Genomic DNA, 20,088 nt, shown 5'->3' with positions numbered 1-20,088 from the left:
GCTTAGAAGTCAGTGGAAGAAATAGACCTGAAAAAGTGGAAGACAATTTGGCCAAAGTGGCTTTCAATTGCCTGTCTTTTCAACAATAACCATGCACTCGAACGAGTGTTACCCGCATTTGGAATACCCACACGACCCACAGGTCATGCATCCCTCGACCATGCGCAAATCGAACTGGCCACAGCTGCTGCAGGCTTGCCCGCGCTGGGTATCCAAGCCCACGACCTGTGCCTGTGGGTCCGATTTCAGACCCAATCCCTCACCTGCGATAAACCCGGTCGCGATCATGTGCTGTTCGATCACACCGCCAATCGCCGCGAGGATCGACGGGATGTACTTGCCCTGCATCCACGCGCCGCCGCGCGGATCGAACACTGCCTTCAGTTCCTCGACCACGAAGGACACATCCCCCCCGCGCCGGAATACCGCCGAGATCATCCGCGTCAGCGCGACAGTCCACGCAAAGTGCTCCATATTCTTGGAATTGATGAAGACTTCAAACGGTCGACGATGCCCGTTCAGCACGATGTCGTTGATCGTAATATACAAGGCATGCTCACTGTCGGGCCATTTGACCTTGTAGGTGTTGCCCTCCAACTCGCTGGGGCGATCCAGCGGTTCGGACATGTAGATCACATCGCCATGGGGTTGCTGCGGTTCAGCGTCGGAAGTGGTAATGACTTCGGGGGCGGCGTCCTTAGACCCGAAAAGGAGCCAGCCAGCGTCAACACTTAGTGCTTTCGCCAGTTTGGTCGCCGAGTCACGTGCCATCTCGCGTTTTCCACTTAGAAACTGGTTCACCAGACCTTGTGATAGGTCAGCAGCTACCGCTAGCTCGGTCTGCGTCTTGAAAGCCGACTCTCGCATTGCCCAGTCAAGTCTGTCAGAGGGATTGTCAAATTCAGGTGCTTTCTTCTTCTCACTCACACTCAACACCGACCCCGTTACCGCATTCGGCCGATACGTCGTACAGCCCTTACAGCCGCTATCCCACGCCTCCATGTAAACATCCTTAAAGGCGTCAAAACCAATATCTTCAGGGCAGTTGATCGTCTTTGAGATCGACGAATCCACCCATTTCTGTGCTGCCGCCTGCATTTTGACGTGCTCCAGCGGAGCCAGCGTCTGGGCGTTCACGAAATAGTCGGGCAGTTCTTTGTCGCCAAACTTCTCACGCCACATCTGAACCGCATAATCGACGACTTCTTCCTCGGTGCGGCTGCCATCTTTTTGCAGAACCTTGCGGGTGTAGGCATAGGCGAACACCGGCTCGATGCCCGAACTGACGTTCCCCGCATAAAGGCTGATCGTCCCCGTTGGTGCAATCGAGGTCAGCAAAGCATTGCGAATTCCATGTTCACGCACAGCTTCGCGCACGTCCTCATCCATCGCCTGCATCGTGCCGGACGCCAGATATTTGTCCGCATCAAAGAGCGGGAACGCGCCCTTCTCCTTCGCCAAGTCCACCGACGCCAGATATGCGGCGCGGGCGATCGCGTGCAACCAGCGGTCGGTCTGACGCGCCGCCTCGTCCGAACCATAGCGCAGCCCGACCATCAACAGCGCGTCCGCCAGACCCGTGACACCCAGCCCGATCCGCCGCTTTGCATGTGCTTCGCGCGCCTGCGCTTCCAATGGGAATTTCGAGGCATCCACCACGTTGTCCATCATGCGCACAGCGGTCGCCACCAGATCATTCAGCGCGACCTCATCCAGTTTTGCCGCCTCTTCAAAAGGCGCGCTGACCAGCCGAGCCATATTGATGGAACCCAACAAACACGCGCCATAGGGCGGCAGGGGCTGTTCGCCACACGGGTTCGTCGCGGCAATGGTTTCGCAGTAATTCAGGTTGTTGGCCTGATTGATCCGGTCAATGAAAATCACACCGGGTTCGGCATAATCGTAGGTCGCCTGCATGATGCGGTTCCACAGATCACGCGCCTGCAAAGTGCGGTAGACCTGACCGTCAAACACAAGGTCCCACGGGCCATCCGCCTTGACCGCCTCCATGAAGGGATCAGTCACCAGCACGGACATGTTGAACATGCGCAGCCGCGCGGGGTCCGATTTGGCGGCGATGAAATCCTCCACATCCGGGTGATCGCAACGCATGGTGGCCATCATTGCTCCTCGGCGCGACCCTGCCGACATGATCGTGCGACACATCGCATCCCAGACATCCATGAACGACAAGGGGCCCGACGCATCCGCCGCCACGCCTTTTACGTCTGCACCCTTGGGACGGATCGTCGAGAAATCATAGCCGATCCCGCCGCCCTGCTGCATGGTCAAGGCGGCCTCTTTCAGCATGTCAAAAATTCCACCCATGCTGTCGGGAACCGTCCCCATCACAAAGCAATTGAACAGCGTCACCGACCGCGCTGTGCCCGCCCCAGCCGTGATCCGACCCGCAGGCAGATACTTAAAATCTTTGAGCGCGGAATAGAATTGCTCTTCCCAAATGTCAGGTGTCTTTTCCACCCGCGCCAGATCGCGCGCGATGCGCCGCCATGTGTCCTCCACCGTGACATCAATGGGCGCGCCGTCCGCTTCCTTGAAGCGGTACTTCATATCCCAGATTTGTTCGGCAATTGGGGTGGTAAAGGCTGACACTGGTGGGGTCTCCTGATCTTAGTTATCCACAGACGGCTGTGGAAAAAATACTATCTCTTGAGGGTATGAATTCCGAAGCTACTATATACGCCATGGATACAAAGAATCAAAGCACCAAACGCACGCATCTTATCAAACTCTCCGTGGGAACAGAGACAGTAGACGACCTTGCGGCTTGGCAAGCGACGAAACGCGCGCAGACGCCGGACGGCTTGCCGCGCCATGTCACCCGCATGTGGCCCAAACGCGAAGTGGAAATCCTGAACGGCGGCTCGATTTACTGGGTGATCAAAGGCGTCATTCAGTGCCGCCAGACGGTAATGCGCTTGGATGAGTACATCAGTCAGGATGGGATAAGACGTTGCGCCATCGTGCTTGATCCCCAGATTATCCGCACGCAGACGAGTCTGAAGCGACCGTTTCAAGGCTGGCGGTATCTGCCGGTTTCTGACGCGCCACCGGACCTGCCCAAGGGGCGTGCCTCAGAAGAACCATTACCGGTTGAACTCAATCGTGCATTGGCTGAGATCGGCGTATTATAGCCCGCCTCTAACCGCCGATCTGCGCAATCAGTTGCTCGGCAATCTGCCGGTCGGCTTTGTCCAATGCGGCGGCCCTGCTGCGCCACAGCGTCGCCTGCGACCGCAATACGGGACCGTCGCAGAGTATCTTGAGGTGGTTGGCGCGCAAGGTCTCTCCGCTTGAGGTAATATCTGCAATCGCTTCGGCCGTTTCATTGGCCACCGTGCCTTCGGTCGCGCCCTGACTGTCAACAAGTGAATAATCCGCAACGCCGCCCTGACGTAAATACTCGCGCACAAGCCTATGGTATTTCGTCGCGATCCGCAGACGCATCCCGTGGGCTTGCCGAAACGCCGTGGCAACCGCATCCAGATCATCCAGCGTATCCACATCCACCCAGGCCTTTGGCACCGCAAGCACAAGGTCCGCAAACCCAAAGCCAAGCTCCTGCACAGGCTCGACCATCTGATCCCAGAGCGGCAGTTTCTCCTGCACCAGATCCGTGCCCGTGACGCCAAAATGTATCCGACCAGCCGCCAGTTCACGCGGCATTTCGCCTGCGGACAACAGGATCAACGCCACGCCCTCGATACCATCCACCGCCCCGGCATATTCGCGATCCGACCCGGCGCGCGACAGGGTAACGCCATGCTGGCCGAACCAGTCAAAGGTCTTTTCCATCAACCGCCCTTTGGACGGGACACCCAGTTTCACGGTCATGTGCCGCCCTCCAGCATCAGCATCAGATCGGGCCTGATGACCCCACCGACGGCGGGGATTTCCGCACCACCTCCCAATCGCCGGGTCAGCGCATCATAGCGACCGCCTGTCGCCACCGCGGGCAAATCGTGACGTTTCGGGTGGTAATAGCCAAAGACAAAACCGTCATAGTATTCCATCGACGTACGCCCATAACTCGCCTCAAACGGCAGCGCGTCGACATCCACACCGCGTTTGGCCAGTGCCTCGGCGCGGTCGGACAACCGTGCAACCGCCTGTTCGATACTTGGCATATCCACAGCCAGATCGCGCAGCTGCTGCAAGGCGAAAGGCATGGTTTCGCGCACATTGACCAGCGCATCCAGCAGGTCCACCTCGGTCTCGCTCAGGGGGGCGGTCGCGGCATCGGCATGCAACAAAGCGATCCGCGCGTCGATCTCGCTCTGGCTGCGTTTGCCGATCAGGGGTGCATCCGGGACGGCCGTATGGCCTGCCAACAATTCCAACCGCTGTTTTGACGGTTTGATCCGTCCGGCGTAGCGGTCCAGCAGGCTGCGGAACCGGCGCGGGCGCCAGATGTGCCGCAAAAGCGCGGATTTCCGGGCTTCTGTGGTGCGCAGACCCCGCACGGCAGCAGTCAGGATGCCGATATCCCCCGTCGCTGCGCGCAGGCCCAAGGGCGAAAGCACAGTTTCAAACAGGCAAAACACCTCCGCATCCGCAGCGGCCGGGTTTTCGCGGTCAAAGACCTCATAGCCGACCTGAAAATACTCATTCGCACGCGACGGGTCGTGTTCCTGCCGGCGGAACACTTCGCCGGCGTAGGTATAGCGCGCAGGTTCTGCCCCATGCGCCATGTGCATCTGGACCACGGGCACTGTAAAATCCGGGCGCAGCATCTGCTCACCCCGCAGGGCATCAGATGTTACATAGGCCCGGGCGCGGATTTCCTCGCCGTAGAGATCAAGGAGCGCATCGGCAGGTTGCAAAATAGGCGCATCGATCCGCTGCGCCCCTGCCGCCTCAAAAGACGCACATAGGTCCGCCGCACGCGCCAGCGTCGCTGCACGCGTTGTCATTTTTCCAACCCGTGCTGCGCCAGAATTTCGCGCACCTTTGCAACAAGGTCCGCGCGCGGCACCTCAAACTGGCTGGGGCGGTCCTTCCATTCCTCAAGCGTGGCGCTTTTGGCGATTTCAGCACCAAGGATCAGGTCCTTGATCTGCACCACGCCCTTTTCGTGCTCGTCGCCACCCTCGATCACGGCGACGGGGCTGTTGCGCGTGTCGGCGTATTTGAGTTGATTGCCAAAGTTCTTAGGATTGCCCAGATAGACTTCGGCGCGGATGCCCGCCTGCCGCAGTTCAGCGACCATCGCCTGATAATCCGCCATACGGTCGCGATCCATGACGGTGACGACCACGGGGCCCACGTCTGTGGTGTCCAAACGCCCCTTGGCATGAAGTGCCGCCAACAGCCGATCCACCCCGATGGACACCCCCGTCGCAGGCACTTCCTGCCCGGTAAAGCGTTTCACCAGATCATCATACCGCCCGCCGCCTGCGACAGACCCAAAGTTGCGGGTGCGTCCCTTTTCGTCCTGAATTTCGAAGGTGAGTTCGGCTTCGTAGACCGGGCCGGTGTAGTAGCCAAGGCCGCGCACGACGGAGGGGTCAATGCGGATTCGATCCGGGCCGTAGTCTTGGGCTTGCAGAAGATTTGCTATTTGACGTAGCTCACCAACTCCTTCGACGCCCAATTTAGAGCCGGCAACAATACCCTCAAGATAGTCCAGCATTCTTGTTTTGAATTCTTCTGGGTGCTCTGTCGCAAGCCTCAAAAAGTCAGGCCATTGATCTTCCTGCGGATGATCTTCTTGCATGTCATTTAAAACGTTGGTTGTTGCCGCAATAAAGGACATGACCTTGTTTGCCTGCTCACGCGAAAGACCCGCGCCAGCCGTGAAGTCGCCACTTTCATCTGTCCTACCATCTTCGAGAAGCTGGCTGACACCAGACGGACCCAAGCGATCTATTTTATCTATAGCACGCAGTACGATGCCGCGTTCATGTGCGAATTTTTCAGGCGTCGTTGGATCAAGCAAGCCAGCAACTTCCATAATACCGTTCAACACTTTGCGGTTATTCAGCCGGACCACATAGTCTCCACGCTCGATCCCGACCGCCTCAAGGCAATCGCAGAGCATCGCGCAGATCTCGGCATCCGCAGCCACCGACGATGCGCCGACCGTATCCGCATCGCACTGATAAAACTGGCGAAACCGCCCCGGACCGGGCTTTTCATTGCGCCAGACGGGGCCCATCGCGTAGCGGCGGTAGGGTTTGGGCAGGTCGTTCTGGTGCTGGGCATAGACCCGCGCCAAGGGGGCCGTCAGATCATAGCGCAGGGCGAGCCAATCGCCGGGTTTGTCCGCGTCCGCGTCTTCCTGCCAGGCGAACACGCCCTCATTGGGGCGGTCCACATCGGGCAGGAACTTGCCCAGAGCCTCAACCGTTTCCACGCCTGAACTTTCCAGCGCATCAAACCCATAACGATGATAGACCCCGGCAATCTTTTGTAGCATCTCTGCGCGCTGGCTGACTTCGGCACCGAAATAGTCGCGAAAGCCCTTTGGCGTCTGCGCCTTGGGGCGGGGTGTCTTTTTGGGCTTGGCCATGAGGGGTCCCTTTGGCTGGTCTGGTCTCGCGCGGTCTAGCGGATGCAACGGCTACAAACAAGATGGGCGCGCAGGCTCTTTATCGCGCCGGGTGTGCATGCTAGGGGCTGGGTCATGGAAAAGCTCGAAGAACAGATCGCCCATCTGACCCGCACCGTCGAAGACCTGTCCGATGTGGTTGCGCGGCAGGAAAGTGAAATCGCGGTGCTGACCCGTCGTGTTTTCATGCTGATGCAGCGGGAAGGGGAACGCGAGGCGCAAGGCTCAGGCAGCGTGGTTCTGGGTGATGAACGCCCGCCGCATTACTGATCAGGGCGCGTTTCGTCAGGCGATGCAAACGCAAAACGCCATCAGATTTCCTCGACCTCCAGCACGCCGGAGAGGGATTTGATCGCGCCCTTGATCTGCGGGTTCACGATGAAATCCTGTCCCAGTTCAACCTCGACCTCGCCCGGCAAATCCGCCCCCATCAGGCATAGCATGACCGGCCCCTGCGCACGGCCCTTGACCGCGCGCCCTGCCCCCTCAAGCACTGTTGCGACGGCAGCCACCGCTTCGGGCGCGTCGACAAAGACCTTGAGCCCCATGCTGCTGACATCTGCCGTGGCGGCGTCAATCGGCCCCACAGAGCGGCCCAGCAGTTTAAGTTGATCAGATTCCATCGTCGCCTCAACCGTGACGAAGATCTTTGAACCGGCCTCAAGATGATCGCGGGCCGCCTCCAGCGTGTCAGAAAACAGCGTCACCTCATAGGCACCGGTCGGGTCCGACATCTGCGCAAAGGCAAAGCGGTTGCCACGCGCCGATTTACGTTCCTGCCGACCGGCGACGATACCCGCAAGGCGCGCATTCATGGCCCCCCGTTCGGTGACTTTTTCGGTCAACTCATCAAGGGTCATGAACGGCACGCCGCGGTCATTGCCCCATTTGCGTTTCAGCTGACCCATATAATCATCCAGCGGGTGGCCAGAGAGGTAGAAGCCGACGGCCTTGAATTCCTCGCTGAGCCGTTCGGCGGGTTGCCAGTCGTCCACCGGATGCAGGCGCGGTTCAGGCAGATCATCGCCCGCCTCACCAAAGAGAGACACCTGATTGGAGGCTTTCTGCTCATGGATCGCCGCTGAGTAATTCACCAGTGCATCCAACGCCCCAAAGACGCGCCGCCGATTGGCGTCCAATGCGTCAAACGCCCCGGAGCGCGCGAGCATCTCAAGCGGGCGTTTGCCCACACGTTTGAGGTCGACCCGCCGCGCCAGATCAAAGAGCGTGGCAAAGGGTTTGTCGCCCCTCCCCTCTGTGATCAGTTTCATGGCTTCGACGCCCACGTTCTTGAGCGCACCGAGCGCATAGATTAACGCGCCCTCCTCAACCTTGAACGTCGCGGCAGAGCGGTTCACGCAGGGCGGCACCCATGGCAGTTCCAGCCGCTTGCGCACCTCTTCGAAATAGATCGCCAGCTTATCGGTCAGGTGGATATCGCAGTTCATCACCCCGGCCATGAATTCCACCGGGTGGTTCGCCTTGAGCCAAGCCGTCTGGTAGCTGACCACCGCATAGGCCGCCGCGTGCGATTTGTTGAACCCGTAGTTGGCGAATTTCTCCAGCAGGTCAAAGACTTCGCGCGCCTTGTCCTTGTCGACGCCATTGGCCACCGCGCCCTTTTCGAACTTGGGGCGTTCCTTGGCCATCTCTTCGGCGATCTTTTTACCCATGGCGCGGCGCAACAGATCAGCACCACCAAGGCTATAGCCCGCCATGACCTGCGCGATCTGCATCACCTGTTCCTGATAAACGATGATACCTTGCGTTTCCTCTAGAATATCGTCGATCAGCGGGTGAATGGATTCAAGCGCGCGCAGCCCGTTTTTGACCTCGCAATAGGTCGGGATGTTCTCCATCGGGCCGGGACGATAAAGCGCCACAAGTGCGACGATATCCTCGATACAGGTTGGTTTCATCCGCTTTAGCGCATCCATCATGCCCGAGCTTTCCACCTGAAACACAGCCACCGTCTTGGCGCTGGCATAAAGCTTGTAGGACCGCTCATCATCCAGCGGGATTGCATTGATGTCGTTTTCCGTGCCTGCTGCGGGGGCGTAAAGCTCCGTCCCGTCGGCGGCAATGTGCAGCGGCCTGCCGGATGCCATGATCTGCTCAACCGCGTTCTGGATCACGGTCAGTGTCTTGAGGCCCAGAAAGTCGAATTTGACCAGCCCTGCCTGTTCCACCCATTTCATGTTGAACTGGGTGGCGGGCATTTCAGACCTTGGGTCCTGATAGAGCGGCACCAAAGCATCGAGCGGCCTGTCGCCGATCACAACCCCGGCGGCGTGGGTGGACGCGTTGCGCAACAGCCCCTCGACCTGCTGGCCATAGTTCAGCAGCCGCGCCACGACCTCTTCGTTTTTGGCTTCCTCGCGCAGGCGCGGCTCATCCGCCAGTGCCTTTTCGATCGACACGGGCTTGACGCCCTCGACGGGTATCATCTTGGACAGACGGTCCACCTGACCGTAGGGCATTTGCAGAACACGGCCGATATCGCGCACCGCAGCCTTTGACAAAAGCGCACCAAAAGTGATGATTTGTCCCACCTTGTCACGGCCATACTTTTCCTGAACGTACCGGATGACCTCTTCCCGCCGATCCATACAGAAATCGATGTCGAAGTCTGGCATAGACACACGTTCCGGGTTCAAGAACCGCTCAAACAGCAGGTTGTAGCGTAGCGGATCAAGGTCCGTGACCGTCAGTGCATAGGCCACAAGGCTTCCCGCGCCCGACCCCCGGCCCGGCCCCACGGGTATCCCCTGCTCCTTGGCCCATTTGATGAAATCCGCAACGATCAGGAAATAGCCGGGAAAGCCCATACCCTCAATAATGCCAAGTTCGAAATCGAGCCGTTTGGTATAGTCCTCGACGCTTGTGGCATGAGGTATGACCTCCAGCCGCGCCTTGAGACCTGCATGTGCTTGTTTGCGCAGTTCCTCGACCTCGTCATCTGCAAACTTGGGCAGAATGGGGTCGCGCCGATACGCCTGAAAGGCGCAGCGTTTGGCGATCTCAACAGTGTTCTCAATGGCTTCCGGCAGGTCCGCAAACAGAGCGATCATCTCCGATTGAGACTTGAAATAATGCTGATTGGTCAGACGGCGACGGTCATCCTGCTGATCGACGTAAGCGCCCTCTGCAATGCAAATCAACGCATCATGCGCCTCATACATATCTGATTTCGGGAAATAGACGTCGTTGGTCGCAACCAGCGGCAGGTCCATCGCATAGGCCATCTCCACAAAGCCGCGCTCAGTCAACCGTTCCTTTTCCGGCTGGCCGGACTCGCCCGGATGGCGCTGCAATTCGACATAGAGCCGGTCCTGAAACGCCGCTTTCAGCCGGTCCATCAGCGCCTGCGCGGCAGGCATCTGACCAAGTTGCAAAAGTTGCCCCACAGGCCCATCCGGCCCGCCCGTCAGACAGATGATCCCGTCTGCATTGATTTCGAGTTCCGACAGGGTCACCTGCGGCAAGGCCCCGCCCTTATCGATATAAAGGCATGAATTCAGACGCATCAGGTTCTCGTACCCTGTCTCGTTCTGGGCCAGCAAAACTACGGGTGCGGGCGCGCGTTCCTTCTCGCCCGGCTGTGCGGTCACATAGGCCACATCGACCTGACAGCCCAGAATAGGCTGAACGCCTGCCCCGGACATGGCGACTGAAAACTCCAATGCGGCAAACATGTTGTTCTTATCCGTCAACGCCAAAGCGGGCATGCCCGCATCACGGCATAAAGCAGGGAGTTTTTTCAGGCGCAAAGCCCCCTCCAGCAGTGAGTATTCGGAGTGGGTGCGCAGGTGAATGAATCGGGGATGTGTGCTCATGAAGACACCCTATGCCAGCGCGCGCAGCGCTGCCAGAGAGCACAGACACGCCAAGATCATATTTTCAGCACAGCCCTGAAAGACGGCTTTGTCACCTATATTTTTTCTTGCCACACCCGGCTTGCTTGAATAGCGTCGGCAATTGTCGACCGCCTGCTGTTCTACGCCGCATCGAACGCAAGGCACACCCAAGGGTCTGAAGTAACGCGGCGGATCTGACTGAATGAACATCACGTTTCGCCTGAACGGAGAAACTGTAACGCTCTCGGATGTATCGCCGACAACGACAGTATTGGATTGGTTGCGGGATCATAAAAGGCTGACCGGTACGAAAGAAGGCTGTAACGAAGGCGACTGCGGCGCGTGCACCGTCATGGTGACGGATGAAACCGGCGCCAGAGCGCTGAACGCCTGCATCCTGTTCCTGCCGCAGATCAACGGCAAAGCCCTGCGCACCGTCGAGGGGATATCTGCGCCCTGCGGAACGCTGCACCCGGTGCAACAGGCGATGATCGACCATCACGGCAGCCAATGCGGGTTTTGCACGCCGGGCTTTGTGGTTTCCATGGCGACGGCGCACCTCAACGGGGCCACCAATGACGATGTGCAACTCTCCGGGAACCTGTGCCGCTGCACCGGCTATGCGCCGATCATCCGCGCCTGCGAGGCCGCCCGCGATGCGGCCGTGCCACCCCATATGCAGGACACCGCCCCCGACCCTTCGCCGCTCGTATCCGCTGCGGGTCATGCGCAACCAAAGACTTCGGACGCTTTGGCCGAATGGTACATGCAACACCCGGATGGCACGTTGATCGCCGGGGCCACGGATGTGGGCTTGTGGGTCACCAAGGAATTCCGCGATCTTGGTCAGGTCGCCTTTCTGAACAACTGCGCCGACCTGCGGGCGATCACATCAACCGATGACGGGATCGAGATCGGCGCGGCGGTCACATTGAGCGATCTGGAAACCGCGATGGCAGACCCGCACCCGTCCTTTGCAGCCCTGATCCGGCGGTATGGATCTGTGCAGGTGCGCAATGCGGCCACCATCGGCGGGAACATCGCCAATGGCTCCCCGATCGGGGATGGCCCGCCTGCATTGATCGCACTGGGGGCGGCGCTGCATTTGCGTCGAGGGGCGGCACGCCGGAGCATGCCGCTTGAAGATTTCTTTCTGGAGTATGGCAAACAGGACCGCGCCACCGGCGAGTTTGTCGAGAAAATCACCCTTCCGCATCAGCCAGACCGATTGCGGTGCTACAAGCTTTCCAAACGGTTTGATCAGGATATCTCTGCCCTGTGCGGGTGCTTTTCGATCACCGTGGAAAACGGGCGTGTTGCGCAGGCACGGCTGGCCTTTGGTGGCATGGCAGGCACGCCAGAACGCGCATCGCAGGCAGAGGCCACACTACAAGGTGCCGAATGGTCCGAGGCCAGCGTCACCGCTGCAATGGCGGTTCTCAGCGCGGACTTCGAACCGATGAGCGACATGCGCGCCAGCGCGCAATACCGTATGATGACAGCGCAAAACATGCTGCAGCGCTATTGGCTTGAGGATCAGGGCATCACCACATCCGTGCTTGAGGTGGCCCCATGAGCGTCGCCAAACCGCTTCCCCACGATGCCGCGCGCCTGCATGTCACCGGCGATGCCCGCTATGTCGATGATATCCCCAGCCCCGCCGACACGCTGCATCTTGCATTCGGCGTATCTGCGCTCGCCCATGGCAAAGTAAAGGGTATGAACCTTGACGCCGTGCGGCAGGCGCAAGGGGTTGTCGCCGTGCTGACCGCAGAGGATCTGCTTCATGCGAATGATGTCTCCCCCGCGGCCCATGATGAACCGCTCTTGGCGCAAGGGGTGGTTCACTATGTGGGCCAGCCGATTTTCCTCGTCGTGGCCACCTCGCATCTGGCAGCACGGCACGCCGCACGCCTTGGGGAGATCGACATCGACGCCCTGCCCGCGCTGCTGACGTTTGATGACGCGCTCAAAGCAAACAGCCGCTTTGAGGACGGCCCCCGCATCTATGAACGCGGCCACCTTGGCGACGGTTTCGCCGCGGCGGAACATGTGATCGAGGGGCAACTTGACATCGGCGGTCAGGAGCATTTCTATCTCGAAGGTCAGGCGGCCATCGCTTTCCCGCAGGAAGGCGGCGATATGCTGGTCAGCAGCTCCACCCAGCACCCCACCGAAATCCAACATAAGGTCGCCGAAGCCCTGGGCGTGCCCATGCATGCGGTCCGGGTCGAAACCCGGCGCATGGGCGGTGGTTTCGGCGGAAAAGAGAGCCAGGGCAATGCCTTGGCCGTTGCCTGCGCCGTGGCAGCAGACATGTTACGCCGCCCCTGCAAGATGCGATACGATCGTGATGATGATATGGTTATCACCGGCAAGCGGCACGATTTCCGTGTCGAATACAAGGTTGGCGTTGATGCCCGCGGCCATATTACGGCCATTGATTTCACACACCTTGCGCGCTGCGGATGGGCGCAGGACCTGTCCCTGCCGGTGGCGGATCGCGCGATGCTGCATGCGGACAACACCTATTACTTGCCTGCCGTGCGCATCACCAGCCACAGGCTGAAAACAAACACCCAAAGCGCGACGGCCTTTCGGGGGTTTGGCGGCCCGCAAGGGATGCTGGGGATTGAGCGAGTGATGGACCATATCGCAGCCACCCTTGATCTCGACCCACTCGACGTGCGGCACCGGAATTTTTACGCAGCACCCGGTGCGTTGGCGCGCAATCAAACCCCTTATGGCCAAACGGTCGAAGACTTCATTGTGCCAGAAATGATCGCCCGGCTGCGCGCAGACTGTGACTATGACGCGCGCGTGCAGGCAGTCGCACGGTGGAATGCAGAAAACCGCTGGATCAAAAAGGGCATCGCCCTGACACCGGTCAAATTCGGTATTTCCTTTACGCTTACGCATCTTAATCAGGCGGGCGCATTGGTGCATGTCTATCAGGATGGGTCAGTGCATCTGAACCATGGTGGCACGGAAATGGGTCAGGGGCTGTTTCAAAAGGTAGCGCAGGTCGCCGCCGCGCGCTTTGGCATCGACACCGCACAGGTCAAGATCACCGCGACAGATACCGCCAAAGTGCCCAATACCTCTGCCACCGCTGCCTCTTCGGGGAGCGATCTGAATGGGATGGCCGTACAGGCGGCCTGCGATACCATTCGAGACCGTATGGCCGATCTACTGGCGCAGGAGCATCAATGCGATCCGGCGGATGTGGTGTTCAGGGATGGCATCGTGTCAGTTTCCGGTGCTGAATACAGTTTTGCGGATGTCGCGCAAAAGGCATATCTCGCACGGGTCAGCCTGTCTGCGACCGGGTTTTACAAGACGCCGAAACTGGAATGGGACAGGATCAAGGGCAAGGGCCGCCCGTTCTTTTACTTTGCCTATGGCGTCGCGGCGACAGAGGTTGCGGTCGATACGCTGACCGGGGAAAACCGCATACTGCGCGCCGATATCATCCATGACGCAGGCGCCTCCCTGAACCCCAGCCTTGATATCGGGCAGGTTGAGGGTGGCTATGTGCAGGGCGTCGGATGGCTGACAACCGAGGAACTGATCTGGGACGATCAGGGCCGTTTGCGCACCCATGCGCCCTCCACCTACAAGATCCCCGCCTGTTCGGATCGACCCGACGTGTTCAACGTCTCGCTCTGGGACGCGCCCAACAAGGAAAACACGGTTTACCGTTCAAAAGCCGTGGGAGAACCCCCTTTGATGCTGGGCATTTCGGCATTTTCCGCCCTGTCGCAAGCGGTTCAATCCTGTGGCCCGGCCTATGCGGACCTGCAGGCCCCGGCGACTGCTGAGGCAATTTTAAAGGCGATAAAACGCACCCGCAAAGAGGTTTGGGACTAATGTCATTTGACCGCTCTGCCCTGATCGACGCGTGCAAACACCACGGCCTCGTGACGCGCGTCGTCGTGGCGCGCGTGCGCGGATCGGCCCCGCGTGAGGTGGGTGCCGCCATGCTGGTCTGGCGCGCGGGCGCGTCCGGAACGATCGGTGGCGGCGCCTTGGAACATGCGCTTATGACGGCCGCCCGCGACATAGCCTCACCCGGCTATTTCAACATCACACGTCACGCATTGGGCCCTGATATGGGACAGTGTTGTGGCGGATCGGTTGATATCGTGACCGAGAGCTTTGATCTGGCCGCTGCCGAGGCCTTGCCAGAGGATGTGATAGCCCGCGGCCCCGGCGACATGCCGTTGCCCGTCGCCCGGATCAAAACGACCGCGCGCAACACGGGCGTGCTGCCGGAACCTGCGCTGGTCTCGGGCTGGATGGTTGAACCCGTAACCAAGCCTACCCGCGACATCTGGATCTGGGGCGCGGGCCATGTGGGTCGCGCCCTGATATCGGTGCTGGCCCCTTTGCCCGGCGTCAGACTGACATGGGTGGACGTGACTGCGGGCCGCTTTCCCGACCATATCCCCGACGCAGTCACCACATTGACCGCAGCACGCCCCGAACGGCTTGTCGCCTATGCACCGCAACAGGCTGAACATATCATCGTCACCTTTTCGCATGATCTGGATCTGGAGCTCTGCCATCGGCTGTTGCACCACGGGTTTGCCTCTGCCGGGCTAATCGGGTCGGCCACCAAATGGGCGCGTTTCAAATCCCGGCTCAAGGGATTGGGGCATAGCGGTGCGTCGATTGACCGTATCACTTGCCCCATTGGTGATCCGTCCCTCGGCAAACACCCGCACGTTATCGCGCTGGGGGTGGCGGCGGATCTGCTGCGCCACACATCGGGCGCTGCCCGCATGGAAGGATACGCATGACACCCCTTTTATCTTTGCAGGGCCTGACCAAAGCCTACCCCGGCGTGCTGGCCAATGACCACGTCTCGCTCCAGATCGAACCGGGTGAAGTCCACGCATTGCTTGGCGAAAACGGCGCGGGCAAATCCACGCTGGTCAAGATGATATATGGCCTGGTCAAACCCGACACAGGCGACATGCGCCTGCACGGAGAGGTATTTTCACCCCCCGAACCCCGCGCGGCCCGTGCTGCCGGTGTCGGCATGGTGTTCCAGCACTTTTCGCTTTTCGATGCACTCAGCGTGGCGGAAAACATCGCTCTGGGCATGGAAGACGCCCCGAAAATGGGGGCGCTGTCCGAACAGATCCGCAGGGTTTCGGATACATACGGTCTGCCGCTCTCGCCGGATCGCATCGTCGGTGATCTATCGGCAGGTGAGCGGCAACGCGTTGAAATCATTCGGTGTCTGTTGCAAGCGCCCAAGCTGTTGATCATGGATGAACCCACGTCGGTCCTGACCCCACAGGAGGTTGATATCCTGTTTGAGACATTGCGTACCCTGAGTGCTGAGGGCACATCGATCCTTTATATCTCCCACAAACTCGAAGAGATCCGAACTCTCTGTGATGCTGCCACGATACTGCGCTTGGGCAAGGTGGTGGGCGATTGCATCCCACGCGACACCAGCGCGCGCGACATGGCGGAAATGATGGTGGGCAAGGTTCTGACAACTCCGAAACGTTCCGGCGTGGCCTTGGGAGAACCCTTGTTGCGCTTGACGAACCTGTCGCGGCCTGCGCCTTCCGCCTTTGGCATGCCACTGCGTGATATCACACTGACCCTGCGGCAAGGCGAAATTCTTGGTATTGGGGGTGTGGCCGGAAATGGACAGGACGAACTGCTGGCGGCCTTATCCGGTGAGACACTCGCCGATCCGGGCATGGTTCTTTTTCATGGCACGGATATCGGCAAGGCAGGGCCAAACGCGCGGCGAAAGCTGGGCATACTGGCCGCCCCCGAAGAGCGCTTGGGCCATGCGGCAGCCCCGGATATGTCACTGACCGAAAACGCCATGCTAACGGGGGCGGCGCGCGAGAAACTGGAACAGAACGGGTTTCTCAACTGGCCCGCCGCGCGCAGCTTTGCCGAACGTATCATCGACGCTTTCGATGTACGCACGCCGGGTCCGGAAAACGCCGCGCGCTCGTTGTCGGGCGGCAACCTGCAGAAATTCGTGATCGGCCGCGAGGTGTTGCAGCGCCCCGAAGTCCTTGTGGTCAATCAGCCGACATGGGGCGTTGATGCCTCTGCCGCTGCCGCGATCCGGCAAGCGCTGCTGGATCTGGCCGAAGGCAATGCCGCTGTCATCGTCATCAGTCAGGACCTTGATGAGTTGATGGAGGTTTCCGATCACTTCGCCGCGCTGAACGAGGGTCGCCTGTCGACGCCGCGTCCCACCAAAGGGCTCACGGTTGAACAGATCGGCCTGATGATGGGCGGCGCACACGGAATGGAGGTGGCGCATGTTTAGCCCGCGGAACCAAAAACCAATGCGCCAGATAAGGGTCCGACATGCTCAGGCTTGAAAAACGCCCCCAACCCAGCCGCCTCTTTGCCTATGCAACCCCTGTTCTGGCCGTGCTTGCCACATTCTTTTTCGGCGGACTGCTGTTTGCAGCCTTGGGCAAGGACCCGGTCGAATCCATCATCACGATTTTCTGGGAGCCACTATTTGGCGAGTTCTCGTTTTTCTACCGCCCGCAATTATTGATCAAAGGCGCGCCGCTTGTGCTGATCGCGATTGGCCTCAGCCTCGGTTTCAAAGCAGGGATATGGAACATCGGGGCCGAGGGGCAATATATCATGGGCGCGCTGTTCGGGGCAGGTGTCGGGTTGGCATTTTACCCCGCGGAAAGTGTTCTGATCTTTCCTGCGATGGTTCTGGCTGGTGCTTTTGGTGGCTGGATTTGGGCCATGATCCCGGCATTGCTCAAGGTCAAATTTGGCACAAACGAAATTCTCGTCTCCCTGATGCTGGTCTATGTAGCAGAGCAATTTCTTGCCTCCATGTCACTGGGATTATTGAGAAACCCCGAAGGCATGGGCTTTCCCGGCAGTCGCAACCTGCAACAATATCCATCTGCCCATAATGCCGATCTGATCGCGAATACGGGCATGCACTGGGGCGTGGTTGCGGCGATGATTGCGGTAATCTTTGCCTATGTTCTTCTGGCCCGCCACCGGCTCGGCTTTGCCATCCGCGTCACCGGTGAAGCACCGCGTGCCGCGCGTTTTTCTGGTGTGAACCCAAAGCGGCTGATCATCTTTTGCCTCGGCACATCGGGCATGCTGGCGGGCCTTGCCGGGCTATTTGAGGTGTCAGGACCTGCTGGTCAGGTCGGCATTGATTTCAACGCGGGCTACGGCTTCACGGCCATCATAGTCGCGTTTTTGGGGCGTTTGCACCCTGTCGGCATTGTGCTGGCCGGGCTTTTGATGGCGCTGACCTATATCGGCGGCGACATCGCACAGGGCCAATTGGGCCTGCCCGCCGCCGCCATTCAGGTCTTTCAGGGGATGTTGTTGTTTTTCCTTCTGGCGCTTGATCTTTTCACCAATTACCGGCTGCGCTTTGGCCGGACGGAGGTTGCATAATGGATCTGTCTGCCATCAACCCGATCCTGCTGATCGCCGCCTTGATGAGTGCCGCGACACCGATTTTGCTGGCCGCCACCGGTGAATTAGTCGCCGAACGTGCAGGTGTCCTGAACCTCGGCGTCGAGGGCATGATGATCGTCGGTGCCATCTGCGGCTTTGCGATTGCGGTTGAAACCGGGTCCCCGGTGGTCGGTTTTATCGCAGCGGCCCTCGGCGGCGCGATGTTGAGCCTGCTTTTTGCCTTCCTGACACAGGTGACGTTGGCCAATCAGGTTGCGTCCGGGCTGGCGTTGACGCTGTTTGGGCTGGGGCTCTCGGCGCTTTTGGGTCAGGGATACGTTGGCATTAAACCACCACGCATGCCCGATGTGAATTTTGGTTTTTTGGCGGACATCCCGGTTATCGGCCCGATTTTGTTTTCGCATGATCCCATTTTGTATTTCGGGATCGGCTTGGTGGCTGCTGTCTGGGCGGCCCTGAAATTTACCCGTGCAGGGCTCGTTCTGCGCGCTGTGGGCGAAAACCATGACGCGGCCCATGCTCTGGGGTACAAGGTTGTGCGCATCAGAACGCTGGCGATCATGTTTGGCGGGGCTTGTGCGGGGATGGGTGGTGCCTACATCAGCCTGATCCGGGTGCCTCAGTGGACCGAAGGGATGACGGCAGGTGTCGGGTGGATCGCTCTCGCACTGGTGGTATTCGCCAGTTGGAAGCCATGGCGTGTGCTGCTGGGTGCCTATCTTTTTGGCGGAATCACCCAGTTACAGCTTAATTTGCAGGGAGCTGGCGTTGCCATTCCGGTCGAATATCTGGCAATGTCGCCCTACGTCATTACAATCGTTGTGCTCGTTATCCTGTCTGCGGATAAGAGCGCTGCCCCCGGTTCATTGGGCCGGACGTTTCACGCCTCAAGCTAGAGGCATATCAGCGCTCCGGCACAGGGGCGGTTTAACATGGGGAAGACCTGACTATGAAAATTACAACCCTACTGGCCAGTGCTGCCTTAGCGCTTGGCCTGGCCACCGCAGCGGTGGCGCAGGACACAACCAAAGTAGGTTTTGTCTACGTGGGCCCCGTTGGCGACGGTGGCTGGACCTTTACGCATGATCAGGCCCGTCAACAGGTCGAGGCCGAGTTCGGCGATGCCGTTGAAACGGTCTTTGTCGAAAGCGTCGCTGAAGGCCCGGACGCAGAACGCGTCATGACGCAGATGGCGCTTAATGGTGCGGATCTGATTTTCACCACCTCCTTTGGCTATATGGATCCCACCAACAATGTAGCGGCCAAATTCCCCGACGTGAAATTCGAACATGCGACCGGATACAAACGCCTGCACCCCAATGTGTCGACCTATTCCGCCCGTTTTTACGAGGGGCGTGCCGTGCAGGGCCACATTGCAGGCAGCATGACAGAGAGCAATATCATTGGATATATCGCGTCCTTTCCCATCCCGGAAGTTATTCGCGGTATCAACTCCGCCTATCTTCACGCGTCCAAGCTGAACCCGGATGTGGAGTTCAAGATCATCTGGGTCTACACATGGTTTGACCCTGCGAAAGAGGCCGACGCGGCCACAGCCCTTATCGAACAGGGTGCAGACGTGATTTTGCAGCACACCGACTCCACAGCACCGCATGCGGCGGCTCAGGAGGCCGGCAATGTGATCACCTTTGGGCAGGCTTCGGATATGTCCGCCTATGCGCCATTCCCGCGCGTCAGCGCGATTCTGGACGAATGGGGTGACTACTATATCGCGCGGACCAGAGCGGTCATGGATGGCACCTGGGAAAGCGTCGACACATGGCACGGTATCGGTGATGGCATGGTTGGCATCGGCGAGATTACAGATGCGGTTCCCGCGAATGTCAAAGAAGAAGCCATGGCCCTCAAGGCATCCTTGGCTGACGGGTCATATCACGCGTTCACTGGCCCGATCAACAAGCAGGACGGTTCCGTCTGGTTGGCCGAAGGTGAAACCGCAGACGACGGAACCCTTGCTGGCATGAACTTTTATGTTGAGGGTGTCACCGGAGACATTCCGCAATAACCCCGGATCATAACCGCGAAAACAAAGCCTCGGAGAACTCCTCCGGGGCTTTTTTTATGCGCGCGGATTTATGCGGTCAGCCGACACATAAAAGCGCGTAAAACGTCTGCAATCTGATCCTGATCAAGGCTTACCACTGAGCGGTGGTGTAAAGTTCAGTTAACTTAAAGGAG

General features: G+C 59.1%; 14 protein-coding genes. 9 read left to right on the top strand and 5 right to left on the bottom strand.

Going from position 1 to position 20,088, the window contains the following annotated elements; translation table 11 throughout:
• Positions 1-108: 108 nt before the first annotated feature.
• Positions 109-2,613 carry an adenosylcobalamin-dependent ribonucleoside-diphosphate reductase gene (locus tag RLO149_RS02030; protein WP_013960384.1) on the bottom strand — a complete coding sequence of 835 codons (2,505 nt, stop codon included), beginning with the start codon at positions 2,611-2,613 and terminating at the stop codon, positions 109-111.
• Between the two features lie 92 nt (positions 2,614-2,705).
• On the opposite strand from RLO149_RS02030, the gene RLO149_RS02025 reads away from it, so the two are divergent.
• Positions 2,706-3,155 carry a DUF1489 family protein gene (locus RLO149_RS02025; protein WP_013960383.1) on the top strand — a complete coding sequence of 150 codons (450 nt, stop codon included), beginning with the start codon at positions 2,706-2,708 and terminating at the stop codon, positions 3,153-3,155.
• 7 nt (positions 3,156-3,162) lie between these two features.
• Here the strand turns inward: RLO149_RS02025 and hisG are convergent, their stop codons facing one another.
• From hisG to hisS, 3 genes are read right to left on the bottom strand one after another with little or no spacing between them, the layout of a single operon-like run.
• Complete coding sequence (hisG, locus tag RLO149_RS02020; RefSeq protein ID WP_013960382.1) at positions 3,163-3,855, bottom strand: ATP phosphoribosyltransferase; 693 nt, start codon at positions 3,853-3,855, stop codon at positions 3,163-3,165.
• Positions 3,852-4,934 (bottom strand): ATP phosphoribosyltransferase regulatory subunit, encoded by a 1,083-nt coding sequence (locus RLO149_RS02015; RefSeq protein WP_013960381.1) that lies wholly within the window; start codon positions 4,932-4,934, stop codon positions 3,852-3,854. The genes hisG and RLO149_RS02015 overlap by 4 nt, the downstream gene beginning before the upstream one ends.
• Positions 4,931-6,532 (bottom strand): histidine--tRNA ligase, encoded by a 1,602-nt coding sequence (gene hisS / locus RLO149_RS02010; protein ID WP_013960380.1) that lies wholly within the window; start codon positions 6,530-6,532, stop codon positions 4,931-4,933. Before hisS ends, RLO149_RS02015 begins: the two co-directional genes overlap by 4 nt.
• Positions 6,533-6,646: 114 nt before the next feature.
• Here hisS and RLO149_RS02005 point away from each other — a divergent pair, with 114 nt between their 5' ends.
• Positions 6,647-6,841 (top strand): SlyX family protein, encoded by a 195-nt coding sequence (locus RLO149_RS02005; RefSeq protein ID WP_011570120.1) that lies wholly within the window; start codon positions 6,647-6,649, stop codon positions 6,839-6,841.
• Between the two features lie 41 nt (positions 6,842-6,882).
• On the opposite strand, the gene dnaE is transcribed toward RLO149_RS02005, so the two are convergent.
• A complete protein-coding gene (gene dnaE / locus RLO149_RS02000; RefSeq protein WP_013960378.1) occupies positions 6,883-10,407 on the bottom strand; it encodes a DNA polymerase III subunit alpha in 3,525 nt (1,174 codons plus the stop codon).
• Positions 10,408-10,630: 223 nt separating this feature from the next.
• Here dnaE and xdhA point away from each other — a divergent pair, with 223 nt between their 5' ends.
• From xdhA to RLO149_RS01960, 7 genes are read left to right on the top strand one after another with little or no spacing between them, the layout of a single operon-like run.
• Positions 10,631-12,004 carry a xanthine dehydrogenase small subunit gene (gene xdhA, locus RLO149_RS01990; protein WP_013960376.1) on the top strand — a complete coding sequence of 458 codons (1,374 nt, stop codon included), beginning with the start codon at positions 10,631-10,633 and terminating at the stop codon, positions 12,002-12,004.
• Positions 12,001-14,298: a xanthine dehydrogenase molybdopterin binding subunit gene (gene xdhB, locus RLO149_RS01985; protein ID WP_013960375.1), complete on the top strand. Its 2,298-nt coding sequence runs from the start codon at positions 12,001-12,003 to the stop codon at positions 14,296-14,298. The genes xdhA and xdhB overlap by 4 nt, the downstream gene beginning before the upstream one ends.
• Positions 14,298-15,230 carry a xanthine dehydrogenase accessory protein XdhC gene (gene xdhC / locus RLO149_RS01980; RefSeq protein WP_013960374.1) on the top strand — a complete coding sequence of 311 codons (933 nt, stop codon included), beginning with the start codon at positions 14,298-14,300 and terminating at the stop codon, positions 15,228-15,230. Before xdhB ends, xdhC begins: the two co-directional genes overlap by 1 nt.
• On the top strand, positions 15,227-16,741 hold the full coding sequence (locus RLO149_RS01975) for an ABC transporter ATP-binding protein (RefSeq protein WP_013960373.1): 1,515 nt from the start codon (positions 15,227-15,229) through the stop codon (positions 16,739-16,741). Before xdhC ends, RLO149_RS01975 begins: the two co-directional genes overlap by 4 nt.
• Before the next feature lie 41 nt (positions 16,742-16,782).
• Entirely contained in the window at positions 16,783-17,865 is a 1,083-nt protein-coding gene (locus tag RLO149_RS01970; RefSeq protein WP_013960372.1) for an ABC transporter permease, read from the top strand.
• Positions 17,865-18,785 (top strand): ABC transporter permease, encoded by a 921-nt coding sequence (locus RLO149_RS01965; protein WP_013960371.1) that lies wholly within the window; start codon positions 17,865-17,867, stop codon positions 18,783-18,785. The genes RLO149_RS01970 and RLO149_RS01965 overlap by 1 nt, the downstream gene beginning before the upstream one ends.
• Positions 18,786-18,838: 53 nt before the next feature.
• Entirely contained in the window at positions 18,839-19,915 is a 1,077-nt protein-coding gene (locus RLO149_RS01960; RefSeq protein WP_013960370.1) for a BMP family ABC transporter substrate-binding protein, read from the top strand.
• Positions 19,916-20,088: the final 173 nt, after the last annotated feature.

It is taken from the genome of Roseobacter litoralis Och 149 (genome assembly GCF_000154785.2).
GTDB lineage: Bacteria > Pseudomonadota > Alphaproteobacteria > Rhodobacterales > Rhodobacteraceae > Roseobacter > Roseobacter litoralis.
The sequence above is the reverse complement of the archived record's forward strand: the minus strand, read 5'-3'. Positions and strand labels throughout refer to the sequence as shown.

Bases quoted from the DNA above. Each gene is read 5' to 3' on its own strand.
- xdhA (WP_013960376.1), top strand. From the start codon at position 10,631: ATGAACATCACGTTTCGCCTGAACGGAGAAACTGTAACGCTCTCGGAT.
- xdhB (WP_013960375.1), top strand. From the start codon at position 12,001: ATGAGCGTCGCCAAACCGCTTCCCCACGATGCCGCGCGCCTGCATGTC.
- RLO149_RS01975 (WP_013960373.1), top strand. From the start codon at position 15,227: ATGACACCCCTTTTATCTTTGCAGGGCCTGACCAAAGCCTACCCCGGC.
- RLO149_RS01970 (WP_013960372.1), top strand. From the start codon at position 16,783: ATGCTCAGGCTTGAAAAACGCCCCCAACCCAGCCGCCTCTTTGCCTAT.
- RLO149_RS02015 (WP_013960381.1), bottom strand. From the start codon at position 4,934: ATGACAACGCGTGCAGCGACGCTGGCGCGTGCGGCGGACCTATGTGCG.
- RLO149_RS02005 (WP_011570120.1), top strand. From the start codon at position 6,647: ATGGAAAAGCTCGAAGAACAGATCGCCCATCTGACCCGCACCGTCGAA.
- RLO149_RS01965 (WP_013960371.1), top strand. From the start codon at position 17,865: ATGGATCTGTCTGCCATCAACCCGATCCTGCTGATCGCCGCCTTGATG.
- hisS (WP_013960380.1), bottom strand. From the start codon at position 6,532: ATGGCCAAGCCCAAAAAGACACCCCGCCCCAAGGCGCAGACGCCAAAG.
- xdhC (WP_013960374.1), top strand. From the start codon at position 14,298: ATGTCATTTGACCGCTCTGCCCTGATCGACGCGTGCAAACACCACGGC.
- hisG (WP_013960382.1), bottom strand. From the start codon at position 3,855: ATGACCGTGAAACTGGGTGTCCCGTCCAAAGGGCGGTTGATGGAAAAG.
- RLO149_RS02025 (WP_013960383.1), top strand. From the start codon at position 2,706: ATGGATACAAAGAATCAAAGCACCAAACGCACGCATCTTATCAAACTC.
- dnaE (WP_013960378.1), bottom strand. From the start codon at position 10,407: ATGAGCACACATCCCCGATTCATTCACCTGCGCACCCACTCCGAATAC.
- RLO149_RS01960 (WP_013960370.1), top strand. From the start codon at position 18,839: ATGAAAATTACAACCCTACTGGCCAGTGCTGCCTTAGCGCTTGGCCTG.